General features: G+C 41.9%; 18 protein-coding genes. 15 read left to right on the forward strand and 3 right to left on the reverse strand.

The genetic code is table 11. The features are described from left to right. Positions 1-23: 23 nt before the first annotated feature. The 7 genes from J2W69_RS00960 (at position 24) to J2W69_RS00990 (ending at position 8,327) form a co-directional block, all read left to right on the forward strand. Positions 24-1,253: a glycosyltransferase gene (locus tag J2W69_RS00960; RefSeq protein ID WP_310273671.1), complete on the forward strand. Its 1,230-nt coding sequence runs from the start codon at positions 24-26 to the stop codon at positions 1,251-1,253. A gap of 50 nt (positions 1,254-1,303) precedes the next feature. Continuing rightward, positions 1,304-2,473, forward strand: a complete 1,170-nt coding sequence (locus tag J2W69_RS00965) for a hypothetical protein (protein ID WP_310273673.1) — start codon at positions 1,304-1,306, stop codon at positions 2,471-2,473. 80 nt (positions 2,474-2,553) lie between these two features. After that, positions 2,554-3,366: a glycosyltransferase family 2 protein gene (locus tag J2W69_RS00970; RefSeq protein ID WP_310273675.1), complete on the forward strand. Its 813-nt coding sequence runs from the start codon at positions 2,554-2,556 to the stop codon at positions 3,364-3,366. A 437-nt stretch (positions 3,367-3,803) separates the two neighbouring features. After that, a complete protein-coding gene (locus J2W69_RS00975; protein WP_310273677.1) occupies positions 3,804-5,207 on the forward strand; it encodes a mannose-1-phosphate guanylyltransferase/mannose-6-phosphate isomerase in 1,404 nt (467 codons plus the stop codon). A 3-nt stretch (positions 5,208-5,210) separates the two neighbouring features. Further along, on the forward strand, positions 5,211-6,626 hold the full coding sequence (locus J2W69_RS00980; RefSeq protein WP_310273679.1) for a phosphomannomutase: 1,416 nt from the start codon (positions 5,211-5,213) through the stop codon (positions 6,624-6,626). Position 6,627: 1 nt separating this feature from the next. Continuing rightward, the gene (locus J2W69_RS00985) at positions 6,628-7,389 is read left to right on the forward strand and encodes a glycosyltransferase family 2 protein (protein ID WP_310273681.1); all 762 of its coding nucleotides are present in this window, start codon (positions 6,628-6,630) and stop codon (positions 7,387-7,389) included. Next, positions 7,386-8,327, forward strand: a complete 942-nt coding sequence (locus J2W69_RS00990; protein WP_310273683.1) for a UDP-glucose 4-epimerase family protein — start codon at positions 7,386-7,388, stop codon at positions 8,325-8,327. The genes J2W69_RS00985 and J2W69_RS00990 overlap by 4 nt, the downstream gene beginning before the upstream one ends. 55 nt (positions 8,328-8,382) lie before the next feature. On the opposite strand, the gene J2W69_RS00995 is transcribed toward J2W69_RS00990, so the two are convergent. The 3 genes from J2W69_RS00995 to J2W69_RS01005 all read right to left on the reverse strand — a co-directional run bounded on the left by J2W69_RS00995 (position 8,383) and on the right by J2W69_RS01005 (position 12,585). After that, positions 8,383-10,332: a glycosyltransferase family 2 protein gene (locus tag J2W69_RS00995; protein WP_310273685.1), complete on the reverse strand. Its 1,950-nt coding sequence runs from the start codon at positions 10,330-10,332 to the stop codon at positions 8,383-8,385. A gap of 226 nt (positions 10,333-10,558) precedes the next feature. Then, positions 10,559-11,551, reverse strand: coding sequence for a glycosyltransferase family 29 protein (locus J2W69_RS01000; protein WP_310273687.1), 993 nt, complete (start codon positions 11,549-11,551; stop codon positions 10,559-10,561). Continuing rightward, a complete protein-coding gene (locus J2W69_RS01005) occupies positions 11,548-12,585 on the reverse strand; it encodes a glycosyltransferase (RefSeq protein ID WP_310273689.1) in 1,038 nt (345 codons plus the stop codon). The genes J2W69_RS01000 and J2W69_RS01005 overlap by 4 nt, the downstream gene beginning before the upstream one ends. A gap of 103 nt (positions 12,586-12,688) precedes the next feature. Between J2W69_RS01005 and J2W69_RS01010 the strand changes: the two genes are divergently transcribed. From J2W69_RS01010 to J2W69_RS01045, 8 genes are all read left to right on the forward strand, one after another. Further along, entirely contained in the window at positions 12,689-14,677 is a 1,989-nt protein-coding gene (locus tag J2W69_RS01010; RefSeq protein WP_310273692.1) for a capsular polysaccharide biosynthesis protein, read from the forward strand. Between the two features lie 218 nt (positions 14,678-14,895). Continuing rightward, entirely contained in the window at positions 14,896-15,219 is a 324-nt protein-coding gene (locus tag J2W69_RS01015) for a DVU3141 family protein (protein ID WP_310273694.1), read from the forward strand. 57 nt (positions 15,220-15,276) lie between these two features. Further along, positions 15,277-16,995 carry a polysaccharide biosynthesis/export family protein gene (locus J2W69_RS01020; RefSeq protein ID WP_310273696.1) on the forward strand — a complete coding sequence of 573 codons (1,719 nt, stop codon included), beginning with the start codon at positions 15,277-15,279 and terminating at the stop codon, positions 16,993-16,995. Continuing rightward, positions 16,995-17,783 (forward strand): ABC transporter permease, encoded by a 789-nt coding sequence (locus tag J2W69_RS01025; protein ID WP_310273698.1) that lies wholly within the window; start codon positions 16,995-16,997, stop codon positions 17,781-17,783. The genes J2W69_RS01020 and J2W69_RS01025 overlap by 1 nt, the downstream gene beginning before the upstream one ends. Next, positions 17,780-18,445 carry an ABC transporter ATP-binding protein gene (locus tag J2W69_RS01030; protein WP_310273700.1) on the forward strand — a complete coding sequence of 222 codons (666 nt, stop codon included), beginning with the start codon at positions 17,780-17,782 and terminating at the stop codon, positions 18,443-18,445. Before J2W69_RS01025 ends, J2W69_RS01030 begins: the two co-directional genes overlap by 4 nt. Continuing rightward, positions 18,442-19,524 carry a KpsE/RkpR family capsule polysaccharide export protein gene (locus J2W69_RS01035; RefSeq protein WP_310273701.1) on the forward strand — a complete coding sequence of 361 codons (1,083 nt, stop codon included), beginning with the start codon at positions 18,442-18,444 and terminating at the stop codon, positions 19,522-19,524. The genes J2W69_RS01030 and J2W69_RS01035 overlap by 4 nt, the downstream gene beginning before the upstream one ends. A gap of 3 nt (positions 19,525-19,527) precedes the next feature. Continuing rightward, positions 19,528-21,285 carry a capsular polysaccharide export protein, LipB/KpsS family gene (locus J2W69_RS01040; RefSeq protein ID WP_310273703.1) on the forward strand — a complete coding sequence of 586 codons (1,758 nt, stop codon included), beginning with the start codon at positions 19,528-19,530 and terminating at the stop codon, positions 21,283-21,285. Beyond that, positions 21,286-22,449, forward strand: a complete 1,164-nt coding sequence (locus tag J2W69_RS01045; protein WP_310273704.1) for a glycosyltransferase family 4 protein — start codon at positions 21,286-21,288, stop codon at positions 22,447-22,449. It begins immediately after the preceding gene. Positions 22,450-22,592: the final 143 nt, after the last annotated feature.

Raw genomic sequence — 22,592 nt, forward strand, 5'->3', positions numbered from 1 at the left:
AAAAGAACGTTGCTAAGATTAAAATGAATATACTACAAATTAATGTATGCCTTGATAAAGGCGGTGCAGCAAAAGTTGCTCTTGATTTGCACAATAATTTACAAAAAATTGGTGTAAATAGTCAATTTGCATATGGCTGGGGTGTTAAGGGAGGCAAGAGTGATTCTGAATCAAATGTTAAGAATTGTTTTCGGATAGGTTCAAAACTTCAAGTAATAACTAATTTTGTATTCCATAATTTTTTCGGGTTTGATTTGTTCAGCCCTTTTGGTGTTCGGCGTAGCAAACTACTTGAAGCGATAAAAATGGCTGATGTCGTTCATTTGCATGTGATTCATAGTTATTTCATTAAATTTTCATGGATTCTTGACGCAATAGCGAGTGCTAATAAACCTGTAGTTTGGACTTCGCATGATTACTGGATTCTTACAGGTAGGTGTTCTTCCGTAGGGGATTGTAATAAGTGGCAAAGTGGTTGTGGTAATTGTCCCAATTTATCAAGCTATCCAGCTACCTTTTTGGATTTTTCTGCAACAGAATTCAAAAGAAAACGAATGTACTTAAGTAAAATTAGCTCAAATTTGGTTTTAGTTTCTCCTTCCAGTTTTCTAGCTAATGAGCTTAAAAAAGAATTACCTAACGTAGACGTTTGCCATATTCCAAATTGGTTAGACAAGAACTTTGAAGACGCTTGTCGTAATAATATCTTAGCGAATGAGTTAATTAAACTGCCCTTTGGTTCGGTAAATGTTCTTGTTGTGTCTAATAATTTGGACGACACATCCAAGGTTAATAAGGAATTAATTATTAGCCTGTTAGATCTCAAGGGAGTGTTTTTACACACAATTGGTAAAAACTCGCCTTTTTCTGGAAAGAATGTATTTAACCATGGCGAAATTACAGACCGTATTGAGATGGTAAAAGTGATATCGTCATGTGACGTTTCCTTATTTACATCTAAAATAGACACTTTCGGATTAGTAATGATTGAATCTTTGGCATGTGGCGTACCAGTATTAGCTGTAAAAAGTAAAGCAGCTGAGGAAGTACTATTAGGTCTCAACATCAAACCTGTAGATTCTTACGCGGACATTATAGAGTTAATCAGGTCAAGAACGTTACCAACAGAATATATTAATAAGACAAGAGAATCTTTACAAGTCTCGATCTTCGAGAGGTTTGGCCATAGTGCTGCGACAGAGAATTATGTGAAAATTTACAAGCGTTTAATTTCGGCCAACAAATTATCATGATAATTAGATACCGTTTTTTTTTACTTTTATCGATAATATTCATTCATTTCATGTTTTTATCCATAAGTAAATTTCCTTTAACCATTGCTCCGTTGGCTATTTGTATATTTTTAACTAGGCACTACCGTATTACCTTTAACAACACAAAAAGTTTATTATTATTCTTTGTGATTTTCTGGCCGATATTTATTTTTTTGATATATTCGCTATTTATTAAAACAATTGAAATAACTGAATTTGCAACTACTTATCTCCTTTGGTTATTTGGTTCGGTAGCTGTTGTGCTAGGATCTATAAGTCACATTAAGAAGTTTGAGAGATATAGTAGTGTTTATATAGTAGCACTGTTTTTAGTTGTTTCTTTTTCTATTTTTCAAGTGTTAGCTTTGAGGGTTTTTGATATCGAAGCTTTGTACAATCCATTCGGAGAGTTCACTTATTTAAGTCAATATAGTTTGGACAGAGTTTATTCGTTGACAGGCCCTAGAGCTTATGGATTATTCTTAGAGCCATCTTACAATTCTTTTATAATGTTTTTTTTGATGTCGATCATTTTGATGGATGATAGATCAAATTTCAGAATATTCGTTTATGTCATCGGAGCCTTGGGGATTGTTTTCACCGCGTCTGCGTCAGGGATCCTATTAACATTCATTTTGTTATTTTTAATTTTTTGGTTGACTGCAATTAAAAATAACATACTTAGGCTGGTTTTACTATTTTTGGTGCCGATAGCTTTAGTTTCGATGATTCCAGAGGAACTTATGGTTAGGTTAAATGAAGTGAATTTAGAGGGAACCTCAGGTTATTGGAGGTTGGTTGCTCCGATAAAAATTATTTATGAGGCAATGTTAGTGTTGCCTTTAGGAATTCCTTTCGGTCAAGTAAATGATTTTGTTTATAACTTAGGTATAGATCATGGCGGAGAGAAGGGCACTTCATTAGACAATGGTTTCGCAATATTGTTTTTTTACTTTGGGCTTTTTGCATTTATATTTTTGGCGGCTATTGTTTATAAATTGCTTGTTTCTATATATTTTCGGAATTATAAAGGGGTAATTTTTTGGTGGTTTATTTTTGCGAGTTTACAATTTTCAGGCGGCATATTTCTGCCTGAGTTTATATTTCCAATTCTATTAATATTGTATCAATATAAACTTGTAAATTTTAATGAGATGCCTGATGTACCTTTCAGTGGAATCAAGAAATATATATCCTAATATTAAAGTTGCTTTAATTAGTAGATGTATATGAGTTTTTCTGCTTAAATATTTTAATGTTATTAAGTTAAGGTGTGCTAATGAACCCATTGTTGACAATAATCACCCCAGTGTTTAATTCTGCCAAGTTGCTGCAAAGTACTATAGATTCGATTAAGAATCAAACTTATAAAAATGTTGAATATATCATTGTTGATGGTGGTTCAACTGATGGAACTCTTGACATAATAAATGATAACTCTCAAATGGTAAGCGTGTTAATTTCAGAGAAAGATTCTGGGATGTATGATGCGTTGTCAAAAGGGTTGAAAGTCGCCAAAGGTGACTTTATTTGCTATTTAAACGCTGGTGATATTTTATATCCTGATGCTGCTAGTAAAGTAGTCAAATTTTTATCTGAAAACAAATTAGATTGGGTAACTGGTTATATTAGTGAATGTAATGAGAGTAACGAGATAACGAAGATCGACTTGCCTTTTAGGTACAAGACGCATTTAATTCAGAGAGGCATGTATGGTAAGTATCTACCATATATCCAGCAGGAGTCTACGTTTTGGAGTAAAAAGCTAATCGACACGATAGATTTTGATAAGCTGAGAAGTCTTCGATTGGCTGGCGATTATTACTTGTGGTACTGTTTTTCTAAAGAAAGTAAACTTGAAATACTGAAAACCCCGTTAGGTGCATTCAAAAAACACGAAGGGCAGCTGTCGGAAGATCTGCATCGCTATTGGAAAGAAGTTGGAGAATTCACTGAACCTTCGAATTTATTTAATAAGTTTGAGGTTCTTTTGGAGGGATTATATTGGCTTCTTGATGTTAGAGTGAGAGAGAAACTTGTATCCACTAATTGGAGGTTCGACCATGCTAAGCATCAGTGGATGAAAAAATGATTCTTTTGCTGTCTTTTATTTTTTAAACACTATGGACATGTACGTCTCTTATAATTTGATGCAGCAACAAAGTGTTTTCTGTAATTGTAGTTTTTAAATTTACTTCATCATGACTTGTGGCGATGTTTATGATAGCGAAAGCTCTACAGTATCACTTACATTACTTACCGAAACTGAATGTTTTAGTGCTTTATGATGTTGTTTTTGTGATGGTTGAAACACTGTGGCGCTTTGTTTTTGAATTAGGTTATTATCTGTGGGTGATGTCTTCGCAGTTGCTTTTGTTTGGGTTTTTGAATATTGGTCGCTTTTTGAATTGAAAGTTCGCCGGTTGTTGTTGTTAATGATTTTAGTGTAAGTGTATTCTGTGCGCGAAATTGATAAAGTATATCCACTTTTTGATTTGATTTGATTTGATTTGATATGTTAGGGGTCTTATGATTATTCCAATTATTTTGTGCGGCGGTACTGGTAGTCGTTTGTGGCCTTTGTCACGTGATTTAATGCCAAAACAGTTCTTAAAACTGGATGGCGACACTACTATGCTTCAAGCCACAGTTCAGCGTTTGCAAGGGTTAGATGCTTTACCGCCTTTAGTTATTTGTAACGAAGAACATCGTTTTATTGCTGCTGAGCAAATGCGTCAAATCAACCAGCTTGATCACAACATCATTCTGGAGCCTGTTGGCCGCAACACAGCGCCAGCCATTGCCCTTGCTGCAATGACAGCTGTTAAAAAAGGACAAGATCCTCTTTTATTAGTTTTGGCTGCCGATCATATTATTTCCGATAGTCAGGAATTCCGTCAGGTTGTAGCTCAAGCTTCAGAATTTGCAGCAGCAGATAATCTGGTTACCTTTGGTATCGTGGCAACTGGTCCTGAGACTGGCTACGGTTATATAAAAAGAGGCGTTGAGAAATCAGGCGCTTACAGTGTTCAGCAATTTGTTGAAAAACCTGATTTAGAGACAGCCAAAAGCTATGTTTCTTCTGGTGAATACTACTGGAACAGTGGCATGTTTATTTTCAAGGCAAGTGTTTATCTTGCAGAACTGAAACAGCATCGGCCTGACATCTATGCGGCTTGCGAACAGTCTATGGCTGAAGTCGATCCTGACTTAGACTTTATCCGTGTAAATAAAGAAGCGTTTTTAACTTGCCCGGACGACTCCGTCGATTATGCAGTGATGGAAAAAACTACCAAGGCTGTTGTAGTGCCGTTAAATGCTGGCTGGAGCGATGTAGGCTCGTGGTCATCGTTGTGGGATGTTTCAGCAAAAGATGAAAACAACAATGTGCATAAAGGTGATGTGTTAAGCGTTTCTAGTAAACACAACTACGTATTCGCTGAGACTGGGCTTGTTGCTACCGTAGGTCTTGAAAACATTATTGTGGTTCAAACCAAAGATGCGGTTTTGGTTGCAGCTAAAGACAAGGTGCAGGATGTGAAGTCTATTGTTCAACAATTAAAAGACGCAGGCCGCACCGAGCATAGAATTCATCGTGAAGTGTATCGTCCTTGGGGTAAATACGACTCTATCGACAATGGTGCCCGTTATCAGGTAAAGCGTATTACGGTAAAACCAGGCGAGAAATTATCTATTCAGATGCACCATCATAGAGCTGAACACTGGATTGTTGTATCCGGTACAGCTAATGTAACTGTAGATGGTAAAGATACTCTGATGTCAGAAAACCAATCTATTTATATCCCACTGGGCGCAATACATGCACTGGAAAACCCGGGAAAAATCCCATTGGAATTAATCGAAGTGCAATCAGGTTCGTACCTGGGTGAAGATGACATAGTACGTTTTTCTGACAGATACGGCAGGGCATAAGTCATGTCATCCGAGTTACAACAAGTCATTGCACAAAGTAACATTGCTTTTGGCACCAGTGGTGCCAGAGGCCTGGTTACAGACTTTACTGATGAAGTTTGTGCTGCCTTTGCACAAAGTTTTATCAAAGTCATGCTAGGTTCTTTTAGCTTTACCCGCGTTGCTATAGGTATTGATAACAGACCGAGCAGCCCACAGATGGCAGCTGCTTGTGCTGGTGCCTTAGAGTCGATCGGCTATTCGGTTGACTACTATGGTGTTTTACCAACTCCTGCATTGGCCTTTCAGGCTATGCAGGACAAAGTGCCGGCAATAATGGTGACGGGTAGCCATATACCGTTCGACCGTAATGGCTTAAAGTTTTATCGCCCCGATGGTGAAATCAGTAAAGAAGACGAGCAAGCAATTCTTTCCGTTTCAGACGCGCTCGTTAGCTTTGTATCAGCCTTACCTGCCACCAGTTCTGTGGCATCTGATAACTATATTCAGCGCTATTTAGATATTTATCCTCAGCAGATGTTGGCGGGTAAACGTATCGGTATCTATGAACACTCCAGCGCAGGGCGTGACCTGTACCATACAATCTTCACGAAACTGGGCGCTGAAGTTACTTCCTTAGAGCGTACCAACACTTTTGTTCCTATTGATACCGAAGCTGTTACAGAGGCAGATCAGCAAAAAGGACTGGATTGGTCGAGGCAGCATGGTTTTGATGCAATTTTTTCTACCGATGGTGATGGCGATCGCCCACTAATTGCAGATGAAAAAGGTCAATGGTTGCGGGGCGATATAGTTGGACTGCTTTGTGCTAAAGCTTTAGGTATTCAGTCTTTGGCTGTACCAGTTAGCTGTAATACCGCCATAGAACAAGCCGGAGTATTTACTACTGTAGTGAGGACAAAAATTGGTTCTCCATACGTGATTGCGGCTTTTGCTAACCTGACTGGTTCGGTGGCTGGCTTTGAAGCCAATGGCGGATTTTTACTTGGCTCTGACGTAACAGTCTCTGGCCAGTTGCTTAAAGCCTTACCAACCCGCGATGCTTTATTACCAGGCTTGGCATTACTTGCTTTAGCTGGTGAGCAGCCGTTATCAAAACTTACTCAAACTTTGCCACAACGTTATACCGCCAGCGACCGTTTACAACAGGTTCCAACTCAATGGAGCAAAGACTTTTTAGCCAAAGCGGCATTATCTCCCGAAGAATTACTGACTCAGTTAGGCCAGAGTGCACGACAAATACAAAGTCTGGACCAAACTGACGGCTTAAGAATGCAGTTTGTGGATGGCGATATTGTGCATTTACGCCCATCAGGTAATGCCCCTGAGCTTCGTTGCTATGCCGAATCTGCTGAACAAGTGGGAGCTCAGGTTTTAGTGCAGGTTATTCTTAATGCTGTTAAAGGACTACTGAACTGAGATGAAAGTTTCCATTATTACCGTTTGCTATAACAGCGCTGCAACTATCCGCGATACTATTGAGTCAGTGCTCGCTCAGGATTATGTTGATATTGAATACATCATCGTTGATGGAGCATCAAAAGATAATACCTTAAGCATCGTAAATGAGTACCGCGATCGCATTGCAACTGTGATCAGCGAACCGGATAAAGGTATCTATGATGCCATGAATAAAGGTATTAAAGCAGCTATTGGTGATGTTATTGGCATTCTAAACTCTGATGATTTTTACGAGTCTACAGATGCTTTGTCTGCTGTAGTAGAGGCTTTCAGTACGAACGAAAAGGCAGAACTGATATTTGGTGACTTAGTTTTTGTTAAACCTACAGATCTGAAAAAAGTGACCCGGTTTTATTCTTTACCTAATTATTCAGCCTGGAAACTACGCTTTGGCTGGATGCCTCCGCACCCTGCAACATTTATTAAAAAAGACGTCTACGAGCGTTTTGGTTTATACAAAACTAATTTTAAGATTGCAGCGGATTATGAGCTTTTTGTCAGGCTGCTGATGGTTAAAAAAATAGCCTTTCAGCATGTTGATAAAGTATTGATTCGTATGCGATCTGGCGGTGCAAGTACTTCTGGTATTCAGAGTTCAATGACTTTAAACCACGAGATTATCAGGGCTTGCAGAGCGAATAACGTATATACCAATATGCTGTTTTTGATGTTTAAAATTCCTTTTAAGCTGTTTGAATTATTCAGAAGGCCTTCGGTATGAACAGCTCCCCTGAAATATTGTTGACAGGAGCCAGCGGTTTCGTCGGTAGTGCTCTTGTTGAGATGTTGTCAGCGTCACAGTTAAGTATTCTTGGCAGACGGGAAATAAAAGGTGAATTCAAAGCTTTTTTTCATCTTGATATAACAGCAACTACAGATTATAGCTCTGCCTTAAAAGGTATTGATGTCGTTATTCATAGTGCGGCGCGAGTTCACGTTATGGACGAAAAAAGCGCTGATCCTCTGGCCGCATTTCGTGAAGTCAATACAGCTGGAACGCTGAACCTGGCACAACAAGCTGCGGATGCAGGTGTAAGACGTTTCATTTTCATCAGCTCTATTAAAGTGAATGGTGAAAAAACAGACTCGGGTACAGCATTCAAGTTTGACGATACCCCAATGCCTGAAGATGCCTACGGTATATCTAAAGCAGAAGCAGAAGCAGGACTTCGAGAGATCGCTTTAAAAACCGGAATGGAAGTTGTAATTATTCGGCCCCCTTTGGTTTACGGACCTGGAGTGAAAGCTAATTTTGCGGCAATGATGGCGCTTGCGAAAAAAAATCTGCCTCTTCCTTTAGGAGCTATTCATAACAAACGTAGTTTGGTGGCGCTTGATAATCTGCTGAGTTTAATAGTGACTTGTATTCATCATCCTAAAGCGGCGAACCAAACTTTTTTAGTCAGTGACGATCAGGATGTTTCTATCACGGAATTGATACAAATGATGACTTTAGCTTATGGTAAAAAACCACGGTTAATCGCTATTCCTGCGCGTTTAATTCAGTTTTGTGCATCTTTGTGCGGGAAAAAAGCGGTAGCTGACAGACTCTGCTCGTCTTTACAGCTTGATATTAATTATACAAAGACTCAACTGGACTGGATGCCCGTTGTTTCTGTAAACGATGCAATATGCAAGTGTATTCCGGTCAGCCAATAATTGTCTGACCGCCTAATGATCTATTCAGCTAGTGTAATAAATTGAGTAGCGTTTACTACTCAATCCCTATACCAAAGTCCTCTCTGACGTGAGTCAAATGAGGGCTGTAGTTGGGGTCGAGCTTGGTCTGCATTGGCCATTTTTGTCGCATAAAATCTATTTCATATTTTTCCCGTAACTGCTTCTCTGGAGTATCCTCTTTACCACGAGTTTTAGACTCGTAGTGATACAGCTCTGCATAGGGGGTCCACAGGTTTCTGTAGCCAGCTTGTTGTACTTTCAGGCATAAATCGACATCATTAAATGCAACAACCAAATTTTGTTCGTCGAGGCCTTGTACCTGCAAAAACAGTTCTTTTTTAATGACTAAGCATGCAGCTGTTACTGCGGACAGATTCTGAACAGCGATAAGGCGATTCATGTAGCCTTTTGCATCTTTCATGTAATTCTTATGAGAATGACCCGCCAGCCCCCATAAGCCCATGATCACGCCAGCATGCTGTATCGTATTATCAAAGTAATAGAGTTTGGCGCCAACACAACCAATTTCTGGACGGGCAGCGTGTTGAACCATTTCAGTTAACCAACTACCGTTAATCACCTCGGTATCGTTATTTACCAAGCCAATCATCTCACCTTGAGCTTCTCTGACACCAAAATTATTAATGGCTGAGTAATTAAAAGGGTAGTCGTAACGCAGTACCCTTACTCTTTTATGGAGAGCTATCTGTTCAAACCATTCCAGAGTTTCAGGTTCACAGCTTTGGTTATCTAAAATGATAATCTCGTAGTTTGGGTAATCAGTTTTTTCCAGAATGCTTTCTATGCAATTGCGGGTGATCTGTAATGCGTCTCTTGTTGGTACTAGCAGGCTGACAAGAGGGCAGGGATCTGGTAGTGCGTATTGCAACTTAAATATCCCGCTATCGGTGTCTGAACTGACATTAAGTACTCTGACTTTTTCCGTGGTTGCCAGTTGTTTCAGTAAATCTTTGATTATCTTTTTTGTCCCTTTTTCATAATCGCTGTTGTTTAACGCAGATTGATGGAGCAACACATATGGCAAGTGGACTACAGCTAAGCGGGATAATGGTTTTTTCTGTTCAAGCAGTGCCTCCAGTAACAACACATAACTCGATTGCTGCCACCAGTTCGTTTTTGAATAATGGCGCAGCCAAAAGTTGGCAGGTATAACATAAGCTGATCCTATGTAATTGCTGCTTAACAAAAAATCCGGGTTCCAGTCTGGTTTAAACTGCGGTCTGCCTCTTTTACCTTTGCTATCAAGCAGGTCATGGTCTGAGTACAACATGCAATCTGTCCCATTAGCATCAATACCTACAGCAAACATCGTCAGCGCTTCAGAGGCCAACAAATCACCTGCTTGCAGTATCATGACATAAGACTTTAAATCTGGTTCTATCCTGTTCTGGGCGTGATAAATCAGCCTTTCGTCAGATTTAACCAATCGTTGCAGTTCTGCTGCTAAATCTTCAGAAACACATACATACAGTTTCCAATGACTAAAACTTTGTGACAGAACGCTTTCAATCGACTTTATCAGCTGTTTCTTATTCGTTGAGCTCTTTAATACCAGGCTAAAGCACAACAGATTTGCTTGCTGATCAGCAAGAGAAGGCAGTTTAAGGTCTGGTTCTTTTACATTTAGCCAGTATTGATAAGGTTCACAGCTAATCAGTTGATGGCTTAACAATGGCTGGTAATCCCTCACTAACTTAGACAACGCCTGTGACCAACCCGCTTTTTTTTGTCTTGCGCGTGTGATCCGGTAAATGTGACTGGCTCTTTTTCCTTCATTTTTTTGTCTGTTTGAGACAGATTTCAGCATGTCTCCCCATGCTTTTAATGAAAGTATTCGTTTTATTTCAATATGAAATAAGGCCGCAGAGTCAGTCATTTCAAACTGGTAGCTTAATCTAAGGTGGTTAAGTTCATTGTGGCGGTAAAATACCAGCGATTTTTCCTTGAAGCTTTCTGCTAACAAAGGCACCCCATGAGGATTTTCGTTCTGGTAAACAATTACACAAGGGTTTTCAGCTATCCACTCTTTAGCTGCAGCGTTTTTCGCTGTAATGATCAGCTTATACCAGCCTGATGGGGCAGGTTTCAAAGCCTGCAGATGTATGCTTTGATTCTGCTTTTGATTTAAGCTCCAGCCTGGCGCATTAAGTTTTAGCTGAAGGTGGTCGTGTGAGGGGGTAATCATTATTTTATTGCGATCCTTCGTTGTCTAACCAGCGTTGTAAATACTGATATTCAGCTTGCCAGTTATGACGTGATGTAGCTTTGTGCTCTGGTAATGCCAGATGATAGTCTTGAGTCACGTCCGGATTATACCCAAAACCAGCCAATTTGATGCGGCTTATTTCAACAGGCAATGCCGAGATATACTCCAGAGTTAACAGACCGGCACTGGGCGGTGCAGCAAGCTGACGAACCAGGTGTCGCCATTGTTCCAGAGGAACACTGAGCAGTTTTTTCTTTGATAGTGGTTTTAAATGACCCCACAGCTGTTGCCACCACAACATATTCGGGCCACTGAGCAACACCCAATCACAATCCGGAACAAAAGTACTTCGAAAACCCGGTGCTATCACCCAGAGATCACATTTGCGTCCGGTGTCTTCAGTACTGCAGTGTTCACCGAAGTAGTGGTTAAAACGTATCACCCAGTCTGCTGTATCTATATAGTTTCCCAAGTTACTGTTACGCAATTTAGGGCTATTTCCTACCAATTGTACTCTGAAGGCTGCTTCTAAATACTGCACCAATTGCTGTTGCCATAAGTCTTGACTGTTTCGCCAATGGTTTATCATATACAGGTCTGCATTCTGGATCCCTGCTGTACTCAGTTTTTGCAGCCTATAAAAGTCATATTCAGCCTTCAGCATTTGTACCTGACGCCAGCGGTGACCGTAAACTCCGTACAACCAGCGTTTTGGTATCGCTGATAAAGTTTGCAGAATTTGCACTTTCGTTGGTGTTAATAAATAGCCAAGAGCTCTTCTGAACACCAGATAAGCAATATAGTCAGTTGGTTTTTTGCTGCGTAGCCAAACCTTTCTGAATAGCCAAAGTGACGCAATACAATAACTGCCTCGCTGGCTAAGTTGTATAGCCTGAGTTCGCAAAGTTCTAATATCAATAGTTTGGCATAAGCTGTAATTCGGGCGCTGTAAAAAAACATCTGTAACTGGCGTCATAGTAAATCAGTAAACTCTAGAAAACGTTGGGCCTGTTGCATGATATTAGCTTTTTGTTGGGACTTTTCTTTCAACTGCCAGCTTTGTTGATGATAGTAGTCAGGTTCACAGAGTTGGCATAGCTGTGTAAACCAATCATCAGCTGTATACGCAAGTAAAGCTCCAGAATCGGCTAAACGTTGCATATCAGGTATAGGAGTTGCGAGAGTTGGGGCATTAAAAAAGGCCGCTTCAATCGCTTTAATTCCTGACTTGTGCTGATTAAATTCATTAAGCTCCAATGGCGCCAGATTTACCCAACTTTTAGCAACATGCCTGGCATATTCAGCAAAAGGCACTTTTTCCAACTGAGTGAACTGCTCGGGTCTGCAACTCAACTGACAATTCAGTACTCCGGTAATATGAAGTTTAATGTCAGGATGCTGATGTAAAAACTCAGCTAATACAGCGCTGATACTGGCGAAGTCTTTATCGTGGCTGCGGGTACCTGGGAAATAGGTCAGGATCTTTTCTTTTTCTGTGACCGAGGGGGGGCTATCCAGCTTGTGCCAGCTTAAATGCGCAGTATTTGGCAGCAACAGAATCTGGCTCTCGGGCTGTATCCTTTGTAACTGCTGCATTAAAGGCAAAGTTGAGGTTGTCAATCTATCAAAACAGGCCAGAGCTTTTGCATTTGCACGGAAATTTGTTACTGTTTGCTGTAACGTAACCAGCTGATTCACTACTCCTGGACTTACATTTGCATACTGTGGATCAAAGATCAGATCATCAACATCTGCGATTAACAAACAGCTTTTACGGCGTAGTTTATTGATAAACCAACGGAAAAAAAGTCTGTCGGATGGTCTGTGGAAAATTACCACGTCGTACTGTCCGTAGTCTCGTAATTGTGTATAGTGCATCAGCTCAACGTTATGGCCTAAAGCTTGTAGTGCTAATGCCAGATTTTCACATCGGTAAATAAACGATGGATCGGACATAAAACGCTGAGGGTTTTTATTACAGGCGACAAATGCAAAACGTAATAGATTCAAAACTGGTCCGCTTTTATTGAAATACTTAAAATGCTGCTCGGCCGCACTATAACAATCAGCTGTTGGGGTTGTCAGCAATATTTATTGAAACCAGAGAGAGATTATGGCATTTCAAGGTGTAAAACTAAATTACAACGCAGAGAGTGTTCTGTTGTGCGATTCGGCGGCATTAGCAAATATTCCTTCTCTTTCTGTATTTTTAGGTGCACAAATTCAGCGTCACCGCTTTTATAAATCCACAGCAGATGTATCTGCTGTGCTGGCATGGGGGCGTAAACCTTCAGCTATTAAAGCAGAACATTTGGCGCAAAAACTAAGCTTGCCCTTGTTACGTTTGGAAGATGGTTTTTTACGTTCAGTATTACTGGGTAGCGAGTCACCACCTTATTCCGTTGTACTTGACGACGTTGGAATTTATTATGATGCGTCAGCCGCATCACGTCTTGAAAACCTGATCAAGCAACCTCTGACTCAGCAACAGCAACAAAGAGCAAAGCAGTTAATCCAGTATTGGCAGAAACTAAAACTGTCTAAATACAATCACAGCCCTGAAGCTGTTGTTCCGACAGACGAACCTTACGTATTAGTCGTTGATCAGACCTTTGGCGATGCATCCATTCGCCATGGGTTAGCAAATGAAATATCTTTTCATACAATGTTCAGCCAAGCCCGCGAGTGTTATCCTCAGCATAAAATAGTATTGAAAATTCATCCTGACGTATTCGCTGGCAAGAAAAAAGGCCACTTTGACCAGTTAACCCAGCAAGAGCGACGGAATATTCTGATCCTGGCCGACGATGTGCATCCGGTTAATTTGCTGCAGAAGGCCGACGCTGTTTTTTGTGTCACATCACAAATGGGATTTGAAGCACTCCTCTGGCAAAAGCCTGTCCATTGTTTTGGCATGCCATTTTATGCGGGCTGGGGACTAACGACAGATAGTCTGACCGCACCAGAACGAAGATGTCAGGTTAGTATTGAACAATTAGTTTATGCAGCCCTTGTTAGCTATCCACGTTACATCGATCCTGAAACGTGTGAACTCTGTGACGTTGAGCAGCTAATGGCCTGGATAGGTTTGCAAAGGCAACAACGAAACCGTTTTACTATGCCTCTCTATCTGGATAAACCCCCACATTGGAAAAAAAGCATTTTTCAACATTTTTTGCAGGGCGCGAGGGTAACAACAATCGAGAACACACAGTTGTTACCTGAAGGTGCCCGCAAAATAGTTTGGGGAGCGCATAACGACGAAAACCTTATCCGGGTTGAAGATGGATTCATTCGTTCCGTTGGCCTGGGGGCCGATCTGACCCGCCCTTTGTCCTGGGTATTTGATCCTGTAGGTATCTATTACGATGCCAGCAGACCATCCAGGTTAGAGCAATTGTTGCAAGCCCACGATTTTACTAAAGAGGAATGTGATCGAGCCGAACAGCTGATATTTCGATTGATTGCGCTTAAATTAACTAAGTACAACGTTGGACAATCTAATTGGCAAAGGCCGCCAGCGCAACAAATCATTTTAGTACCTGGGCAGGTAGAGTCTGACGCATCTATCCGGCTTGGTTCCCCAGTATTAAAAACCAATCTTGAGTTATTGCAGGCTGTGCGTATATCCAACCCAGATGCATATATTTTGTATAAACCGCACCCGGATGTACAAGCTGGCCTTCGTGTTGCGGGGCAAGCTGATCATGATGCATCAGCTTACTGTAATGAAACTCTGGGTAATGAAGACATGGCGCATCTGCTTACCAAGGTTGACGAGGTACATACTCTTACTTCGTTAACAGGATTTGAAGCCTTGATACGCGGTATACCTGTGGTTTGCTACGGCCAGCCATTTTATTCGGGCTGGGGTTTAACTAAAGATATTTATCCTGTGGCCAGGCGAATTAGGCATTTAACTGTCAACCAGTTAGTGGCTGCTACTTTGTTACTCTACCCAACCTACATTAATTGGCGTACAGGCTGTTATACCAGCGCTGAGAATGCGGTAACTGAGCTGGAATATTTGAAAGCGAAATATACTGGCGTATCACTCTGGCAAAAGTTTTTCCGCAAAATACTCGCACTGAAACGCTTTTAGTTTGAATTTTAAGTTTTTGATTATGTTTGTTTTTGTCATGTCAATGTAAAAGTGTGTTGTAAAGTGTAAGTCGGTATATTATTTTCGGAGCCAAGTGTTTATCTGGTGTAGTCCAACTAAGCTGTGTTAGATTAGCGCGCTTTTTCAAAGGGGATGAAGATTCAATGACTAGTATTAAGATCGCAAGAGCCAAAGTTCTGACGGGACTATTAAGCAGCATGTTAGTTGCTTCTTGCGCGACAACTCCTTTTTCTTCCGTACCTTCAAACGATAGCTATCAACATAAAGTCAGCTACTTGCCTGCCAATATCTCAAACTTTTTGCAAAAAGCTACTGCTGGGCAGTCTTTTTTTTTAGAGCAGGGCTCACTGGGCTACAATGCCAATGTGCAAGTATTGGATAGCTATTTTTCTGCAGCTGGCCGCCCTTGTCTTTCTGTTTTGGTCGAAGCGGATCTGGTAACACAACCCATGATATTTTGTCAGTACGAACCGCAGCGTTGGGGAGCGACCAGAGCTTTGGTTAAGGCCCCGGGTCAATAATATTACCAGCTGAATGTCCTGGTTTTTGCATCCATATTTAAATAGCGGACAATGTGTATGAAACAGTTTTCTATCTCGTCTTTATTGGCAGTGGCTTTGTTAAGTTGTTGTTTGAAGGTTGAAGCTCAAAGTTTTGGTGATTTGCCTCAGGCTCAGCAAGCTCAAGCACTGAGATCGCAAGATATAGCCCAAGTGCAGCAAACGCCACAGGTCCAGGAACCCATCAGCAGAACCAGTTGGCAGTCGGGCACTTATGGTCCGGTGCCTGAATTAACCGAAGATAAAATGGCGGAAATAAAGCCATTTGGTGCGGATTTATTCACTGGTGGCTTTCGTGGCGTGCGGGCTGATGGTTTAAACTCTTCTTATAAAATATTGCCCGGTGATCAAGTCACATTACGTTTGTGGGGAGCTGTTGAAGTTGATCGTATTCTGCCCGTCGATGCTCAGGGTAATGTATTCATTCCAACCATAGGTCCTGTACAGGTAATGGGGGTGAGTCACGGTCAGCTTGACAGTATTGTGCGCTCGGCCGTACGTCAGGTTTATTCAGACAAGGTTAGTGTGTATACCAATTTACAAGGTGTTCAGCCTGTCGCTGTATTTGTGACAGGGTATGTTACTAAGCCTGGACGTTATGCCGGTGTGCCAAGTGATTCTATTCTTTATTTCCTGGACCAGGCTTCAGGTATAGATGAACGATTAGGCAGCTACCGTCACATCAGTATCATCAGAGCAGGCAATGTTCTGGCCAGACTCGATTTATATAACTTTTTACTTACCGGGCAAATGCCGCATGGTCAGTTACAGGATGGCGACACCATTTTTGTTGAAGCCCGTGGGCCTGTGGTCACAGTTCATGGTGATGTTGGCCGAGCCTATCACTATGAGCTAAACCAGCAAAAATTGTTTGGTCAGACTCTGACAGAACTTGCGAAGTTAAATCCCGGAGTGTCTCATGTGTTGTTACGTGGCAACCGTAGCGAAGGTCCATATAGCAGCTACAAACCTTTAGGCGAGTTTGCTTCCGTCGAAGTTGCTGATGGTGACGAAGTCATGTTTTTTGTTGACCAGCGCGACAATCACATCGTGGTGCAATTGGAAGGTAATTATTTGGGGCAATCACATTTTGTGTTACCAAAAGATGCCAGTCTGCATGAATTATTAAACAGTGTTGCAATAGATCCACAAGAGACATCCTATCAGAGTGTTTCAGTCAGGCGGTTAAGTGTGGCAGAGCGCCAGCGTCAGTCATTGATGGAAAGTTTACGTCGATTGGAAACTACATATTTAGGTGCGCCATCTGCAACAGTGGAGGAGTCGGCCATCCGGGTGCGGGAAGCTGAGCTCATTACTACTTTTGTTGAAAAAGCCAGGCAGGTAAAACCAAATGGCAGATTAGTGGTAACTCATCAGGATAAAATTATGGATCTACGTCTGCAAGACGGAGATATTATTACCTTACCACCACGCAGTGATTCAATTTTAATCTCTGGTGAAGTTTATGTTCCGCAATCTGTTGTTTATGTGAAAGGTAAATCAGTGAGTGACTACATTACTGGCGCAGGCGGATTTAGCCAGCACGCAGACAAAAGTAGGATTTTAGTCGTGCGGCAAAATGGCGAAGTTCGCAGTGCGAGTGACGTGTCTTTGCAACCTGGAGACGAAATCCTGATCCTGCCAGCTGTCAGCAGCAAAAACGTTCAATTGGCCACTTCTATTACCCAAATTTTATATCAGATTGCGGTAGCAACTAAAGTGGCGCTGGATCTGTAATGTTCCAAAAACGTAGTCCGTTGCAGGTTACTCTGCATGTGTGGCATGCACTTTTTATGCGTGAAGCCATGGCTCGTATCACAGGTGACAGGCTTGGCTGGGCATGGGTGTTTATAGAGCCTATTGCCCATTTGCTGATTTTTGTTGGAATACGTCAATTAATGGGGCGGATACGGCATATCAGCGGAGCTGAGTTTATTCCTTGGTTTATTGTGGGCATGCTGACGTTTTTATTGTTTAGCGTTGTGATGAACCGCAGTATCAACGCGATAACGTCCAACCGGGCCTTGTTCGCCTATCGTCAGGTGCACCCGGTAGATACCATATTAATTCGTGCTGTGTTGGAAGGGTTATTAAAAACATTAGTATTTGGCTTGGTAATACTCGGGGCTATGCTGTTTGATATATCCATAGTGCCTGCAGACGCCATTTTTGCGGTGTTTATCTGGTTTATTATGTGGTGTTTCGGTTTTGGCATGGGGCTGGTGTTAGCTGTTCCTGTGACATCTATTCAGGAATTCGGTAAGTTTGTGTCTATGCTGACGTTACCCCTGTACATGTTATCCGGCGTTATGTTTCCTATTCAATTTATGCCAAGAGCTGTGCGTGAGTTTCTTATGTATAATCCAGTGCTTCATGCAGTTGAATTAATGCGCTCGGCTTTTTTCCCTGGTTACCAGTTGATGCAGGGGATTAGCCTGCAGTATTTGGTGTTCTGGACATTGTCTCTGGTGTTGCTTGGATTAATGCTACAGCTGCGTTTTAAAGCAAGGTTGATGGCGCAATGATCGAAGTCAAAAACCTGTATAAAAGGTATCACGGCCCATTTGGTGGTGACTGGGTACTCAAAGATGTTAATTTCAGTATTCCACGTGGTATCAGTGTTGGCTTGGTTGGTCGTAATGGAGCTGGTAAATCAACCTTGTTACGTTTGCTCGGAGGCATGGATACACCGGACAAAGGTCAGATCCTGCAAGACTGTAAAGTGTCCTGGCCTATAGGTTTAGGTGGAGGGTTTCAGGGCTCTATGACAGGCCGACAAAATGTAAAATTTGTGGCCCGTATTCATGGCGGAGAACAACGTATTGAACAAATCATCAATTTTGTGCAGGACTTTGCCGAAATAGGCAGAGCTTTTGACCAGCCAGTAAAAACATACTCCAGCGGTATGCGCAGCAGATTGGCCTTTGGTTTATCTTTGGCGTTTGACTTTGACGTCTACCTATCCGACGAAGCCACCTCTGTTGGGGACGCCAGTTTTAAGGCTAAAGCAACTCAGGCTTTTCGCGATCGTATTGGCAGCGCCAGCTTAATTATGGTGTCGCACAGTACTGGTATTTTAAAGGACTTGTGTCAGTCGGGGATCTGGCTGCATGAGGGGAAAGCCATCTGGTACGATAATTTAGATGATGCTATTAACGACTATCACAAAAGCATAGGTAAAGAATGAACAGGTTTAAATCGCAGCCGCATTGGGTTTTATGTTTTATTGCTATTGTTTTTACCTTGGTGTACTGGACTTTGCTGGCCACCGACAGGTATGTGTCCAGCGCACATATTGTATTACAAAGCCCGGAAATTAGTCCGGCAGGTATGAATTTGTCCTCCTTGTTGTCGGGTACTCAAGGCTCTGGCGATCTGTTGCTGTTAAAAGACCACCTTGAATCTGTAGATATGCTGAAAAAGCTGCAGGACAAACTAAATATTCGCGCTCATTATGCCAATACGGATATCGATTGGTTCTCGCGATTAAGTCACGAAAACACTGAGCTGGAAAATCTGCACCATTATATGAAAAACCGTGTTGATATAGTCTTTGACGATTATGCAGCTGTATTACGTGTCAGAGTGCAGGCCTATAGTCCGGATATGGCCCAGCAAATAGCTCAAACTTTGCTGGATGAAGGCGAAAAACACATGAATTTTATGGGGCAACGGCTTGCTGAAGAGCAGGTTGCTTTTATTGAAAATCAGGTTAGCACGCTGGAAAAACGTCTTTTTGCGGCACGTGACGAGTTACTGAGCTTTCAAAACAGAGAAGGTTTAGTCTCGCCTACCGGTACTGTCGAAGCAATTTTTGCCATAGTGTCTCAGCTGGAAGGGCAACTGGCATTACTGCAAGCTCGTAAAAAATCAGCCAGCAGTTACCAAAGTGCAAGCTCACCTGAAATTGTACGAATTAATAGTGAGATCCTAGCGTTGCAGCAGCAAATTTCGCAAGAAAAGAAAAAAATGGCCACCGAAGGCGGTACTGCATTAAATCAGGTTTCATCTGTGTTTCAAACTTTAGAATTAAAAGCCCGCTTTGCACTGGATTTATACTCAAATGCGTTGTTAACTCTTGAATCTACCAGGGTTGAAGCGGCACGTAAGTTAAAACAAGTGTCAGTTTTGCAATACCCAACCAAACCAGAGTATTCAACAGAACCAAATCGTAGCTACAATATTGTTGTTTTTATATTGCTGGCCATTTTTATTGCTGCCATAGCCCATTTGACCAGAGCTATTATTCGTGATCACCGAGATTAATCCATGTCTGTGAAAACAGCTTTGGTTTACGCACCACCCAAGGGTGGAAAAGAGCCTGTATTAATTCATAGCTCTCAGGAGTTAAAGGATTGCTCTTTTGTGCAATTGACAGAGCAACAATACGATAAGGCACTGGAGTTTGTTTCGCTGTGGCAGCAAACGCTGGTGTCTCGCTATAACCGCTGGCATCAAATGCCCGAGCTGCCTGACGCTTATATTTTAGTGGTGTTGCAGAATGCACTGGCTGAATCTGTGCAACACGCTATGCTGCAACACGCATTACAACAAGCCGCTCAACTCTCTGTTTCCAAAGTTTTACTTTGTCACGAGCAACATCAGACGCTAGTTCTCCCTTCTTCGGCCCAGCAACTTATTGCTGGTTCTGACACTATTCAGCTTAGCCTTTGCTCAGAGAACTGGCACCATGCTGCATTATTAGCAAAAGCAAAAGCAGTAGTTTGTGCCGATAGTTGGCTTGGGTTTGAAGCGCTGTTATGGCACAAGCAGGTGTATAGTTTTTTACCCTCATTTTTCAGTGCTCTTACGCAGAGATGTTATTTGCAGCAAAACACATCTGTCTCGTCGCCTGATCGTTTGCCGCAATTGGAGCAGTGGGTATGGCAACTGTTTTTTCAGTCGGCAGAGCGAATAAATTTCGAGGTTAAGCTGCCGCAAGCTGATCAGAATATTCATTCAGCATTAATCTGGTTGCAGTTACAACGCCACACCAGACAACGTTTTACTGAGACTATTTACGCTATTGGTTTTAACCATCATTGGCGACATATTCTCAAAAATTTTTTACAAGGAAGTAAATTGCAGTTTGTGAAAGCACCGCAGCAAGTTCCGCCTTACAGCCAGGCGGTTATTTGGGGCAGGCGCGATATTAATAAAACGCTCGATCCTACAGTCAATTTATTGCGTCTTGAAGATGGCTTTTTACGTTCCGTAGGCTTAGGTATTCAGTTTAGTCAACCTTTGTCATGGGTAGCAGATACGCAAGGTCTGTATTTTGACTCAACTGGGCCTTCAGATTTGGAAACGCTGCTCAACGAACACCCGCTGGGTATAGAACTGCAGCAGCGCGCTGAACTATTGATACAGCAGTTAGTGAACCAAGGCATTAGTAAATACAATACAGGTAAGCGGCAGTGGCAAAAGCCTGCTACAGCAAAAAAAATTATATTGGTGGCCGGGCAAGTAGAGTCTGATGCTTCAATTGCTTATGGTGCGCCGGCTGTAAAAACTAACCTTGGATTACTTCAGGCTGTTCGTGAGACAAACCCAGATGCTTACCTGATTTATAAACCGCACCCAGACGTCGTTGCCGGGGCCAGAGCATCAGGCGCCAACGAGCAACTTTCTGTCAGGTATTGTGATTTAGTGTTAACTGATGTAAATATTACTTCCGTTATAGCTAATGTAGATGAGGTACATGTACTAACCTCTTTAAGTGGTTTTGAAGCCTTAATGCGTGGTAAAACAGTGCACTGTTATGGGTTACCTTTTTATGCTGGCTGGGGGTTAACTACAGATCATTGTGTATGTATTCGAAGAACTCGCAAGTTGCTATTGTCACAACTGGTCGCTGCAACCTTATTGCTCTACCCACTTTATATCAGCCGTTACAGTGGCTATTACTGCACAGCAGAGCAAACTCTGGCTCAATTAGCTGAATGGCGTGCCGAGGGAGTAAGCTGGCGGCAAAAAACAGGGGTTCTTTTAAGAGCTATGATCAATCGTATTGTTGGGGCTAAGTAAATGGTTAAAGCTCAACGTATTGCCGTGGTAGGAACCATGGCTGCTGTCATACTTGGGTTTCGTGGTGAGCTAATTAAAACCATGGTTGCTGCTGGTCACAAGGTGTACGCTTTCGCCAGCGATTACACAGAGGAAACCAGAAACGAAGTGCGTTCCCTTGGTGCTGAGCCTGTTAGTTATTCTTTAGGGCGATTCTCACTAAATCCTTTTGCTGACCTTTACAGTTGCTGGCAGTTGTACAGACTGTTTTGCAAGCTGAACATAGACCTTAGCTTTTGTTATTTTGCTAAACCCGTTATTTATGGCACTTTAGCTGCCTGGTTTGCTAAGGTCCCGGTGCGAGTTGCAAAAATTGAAGGCTTAGGGCGCACTTTTACGCTACACCCTGAAGGGGATAGCCTGAAGAGCAAGTTGATTCGTTCTGTTCAGGTGTTTCTTTACCGCCTGAGTTTATCAAAAACCCAGCATGTGTTTTTGTTAAATCCGGATGATAAAACCGATCTGATCGATCATTACAAACTGCGCTGCGGCACTATTACCCAGTTGGGTGGTATAGGGGTTAATCTGGCTTTGTACCCACGTACTAAAGTGCCTGAACAACCTGTACGTTTTATTTTTGTTGGGCGTTTACTATCTGAAAAAGGGATTCGCTATTTCCTCAAGGCAGCAGAATATATTAAAGCAATACATAAAGATGCTGAGTTTGTTGTATTAGGTGAACCTGATGGCCGTCATGGAGTATCCCGCAGCGAATTGTTGCGTTATGTCTTATCAGGAATAGTTATTTACCCTGGTAAAGTTAAAAATGTTTTGCCTTATCTACAACAAAGCAGTGTATTTGTTTTGCCCTCTTATTACCGTGAGGGAGTGCCGCGTAGCACGCAAGAGGCTATGGCTGTTGGCAGAGCCGTGATCACCACAGATATGCCGGGTTGCCGGGAAACAGTGCGAAATGGTATGAATGGTTTTCTGGTACCTGCTCATGATGTGGAGGCACTGCAGCAGACGATGTTAAAATTTATCAGTCACCCTGACTTGATTCCCATAATGGGGGAGCAAAGTTACTTAATTGCACAAGATAAGTTTGATGCAGTAAAAATTAATCAAAAAATTATGCTGGCCCTTAACTTACATGAAGTTATTAGTCAATTAGGCCGCAAGTAACAAAGGACTTGTTATTGAAAGTCCGGCGCACATCGGTTAAACGTCATAGCTAAGAATTAGAATTAAACTTGTGGGAGTGAAGATGAAAGTATTGGTAGGTGTGGCTCCCGTCACATTATGGCAAAGTGCAGCTGCGCAGTTTT

The organism is Rheinheimera soli (genome assembly GCF_031457405.1).
In the GTDB taxonomy this organism is placed as follows: domain Bacteria; phylum Pseudomonadota; class Gammaproteobacteria; order Enterobacterales; family Alteromonadaceae; genus Pararheinheimera; species Pararheinheimera soli_A.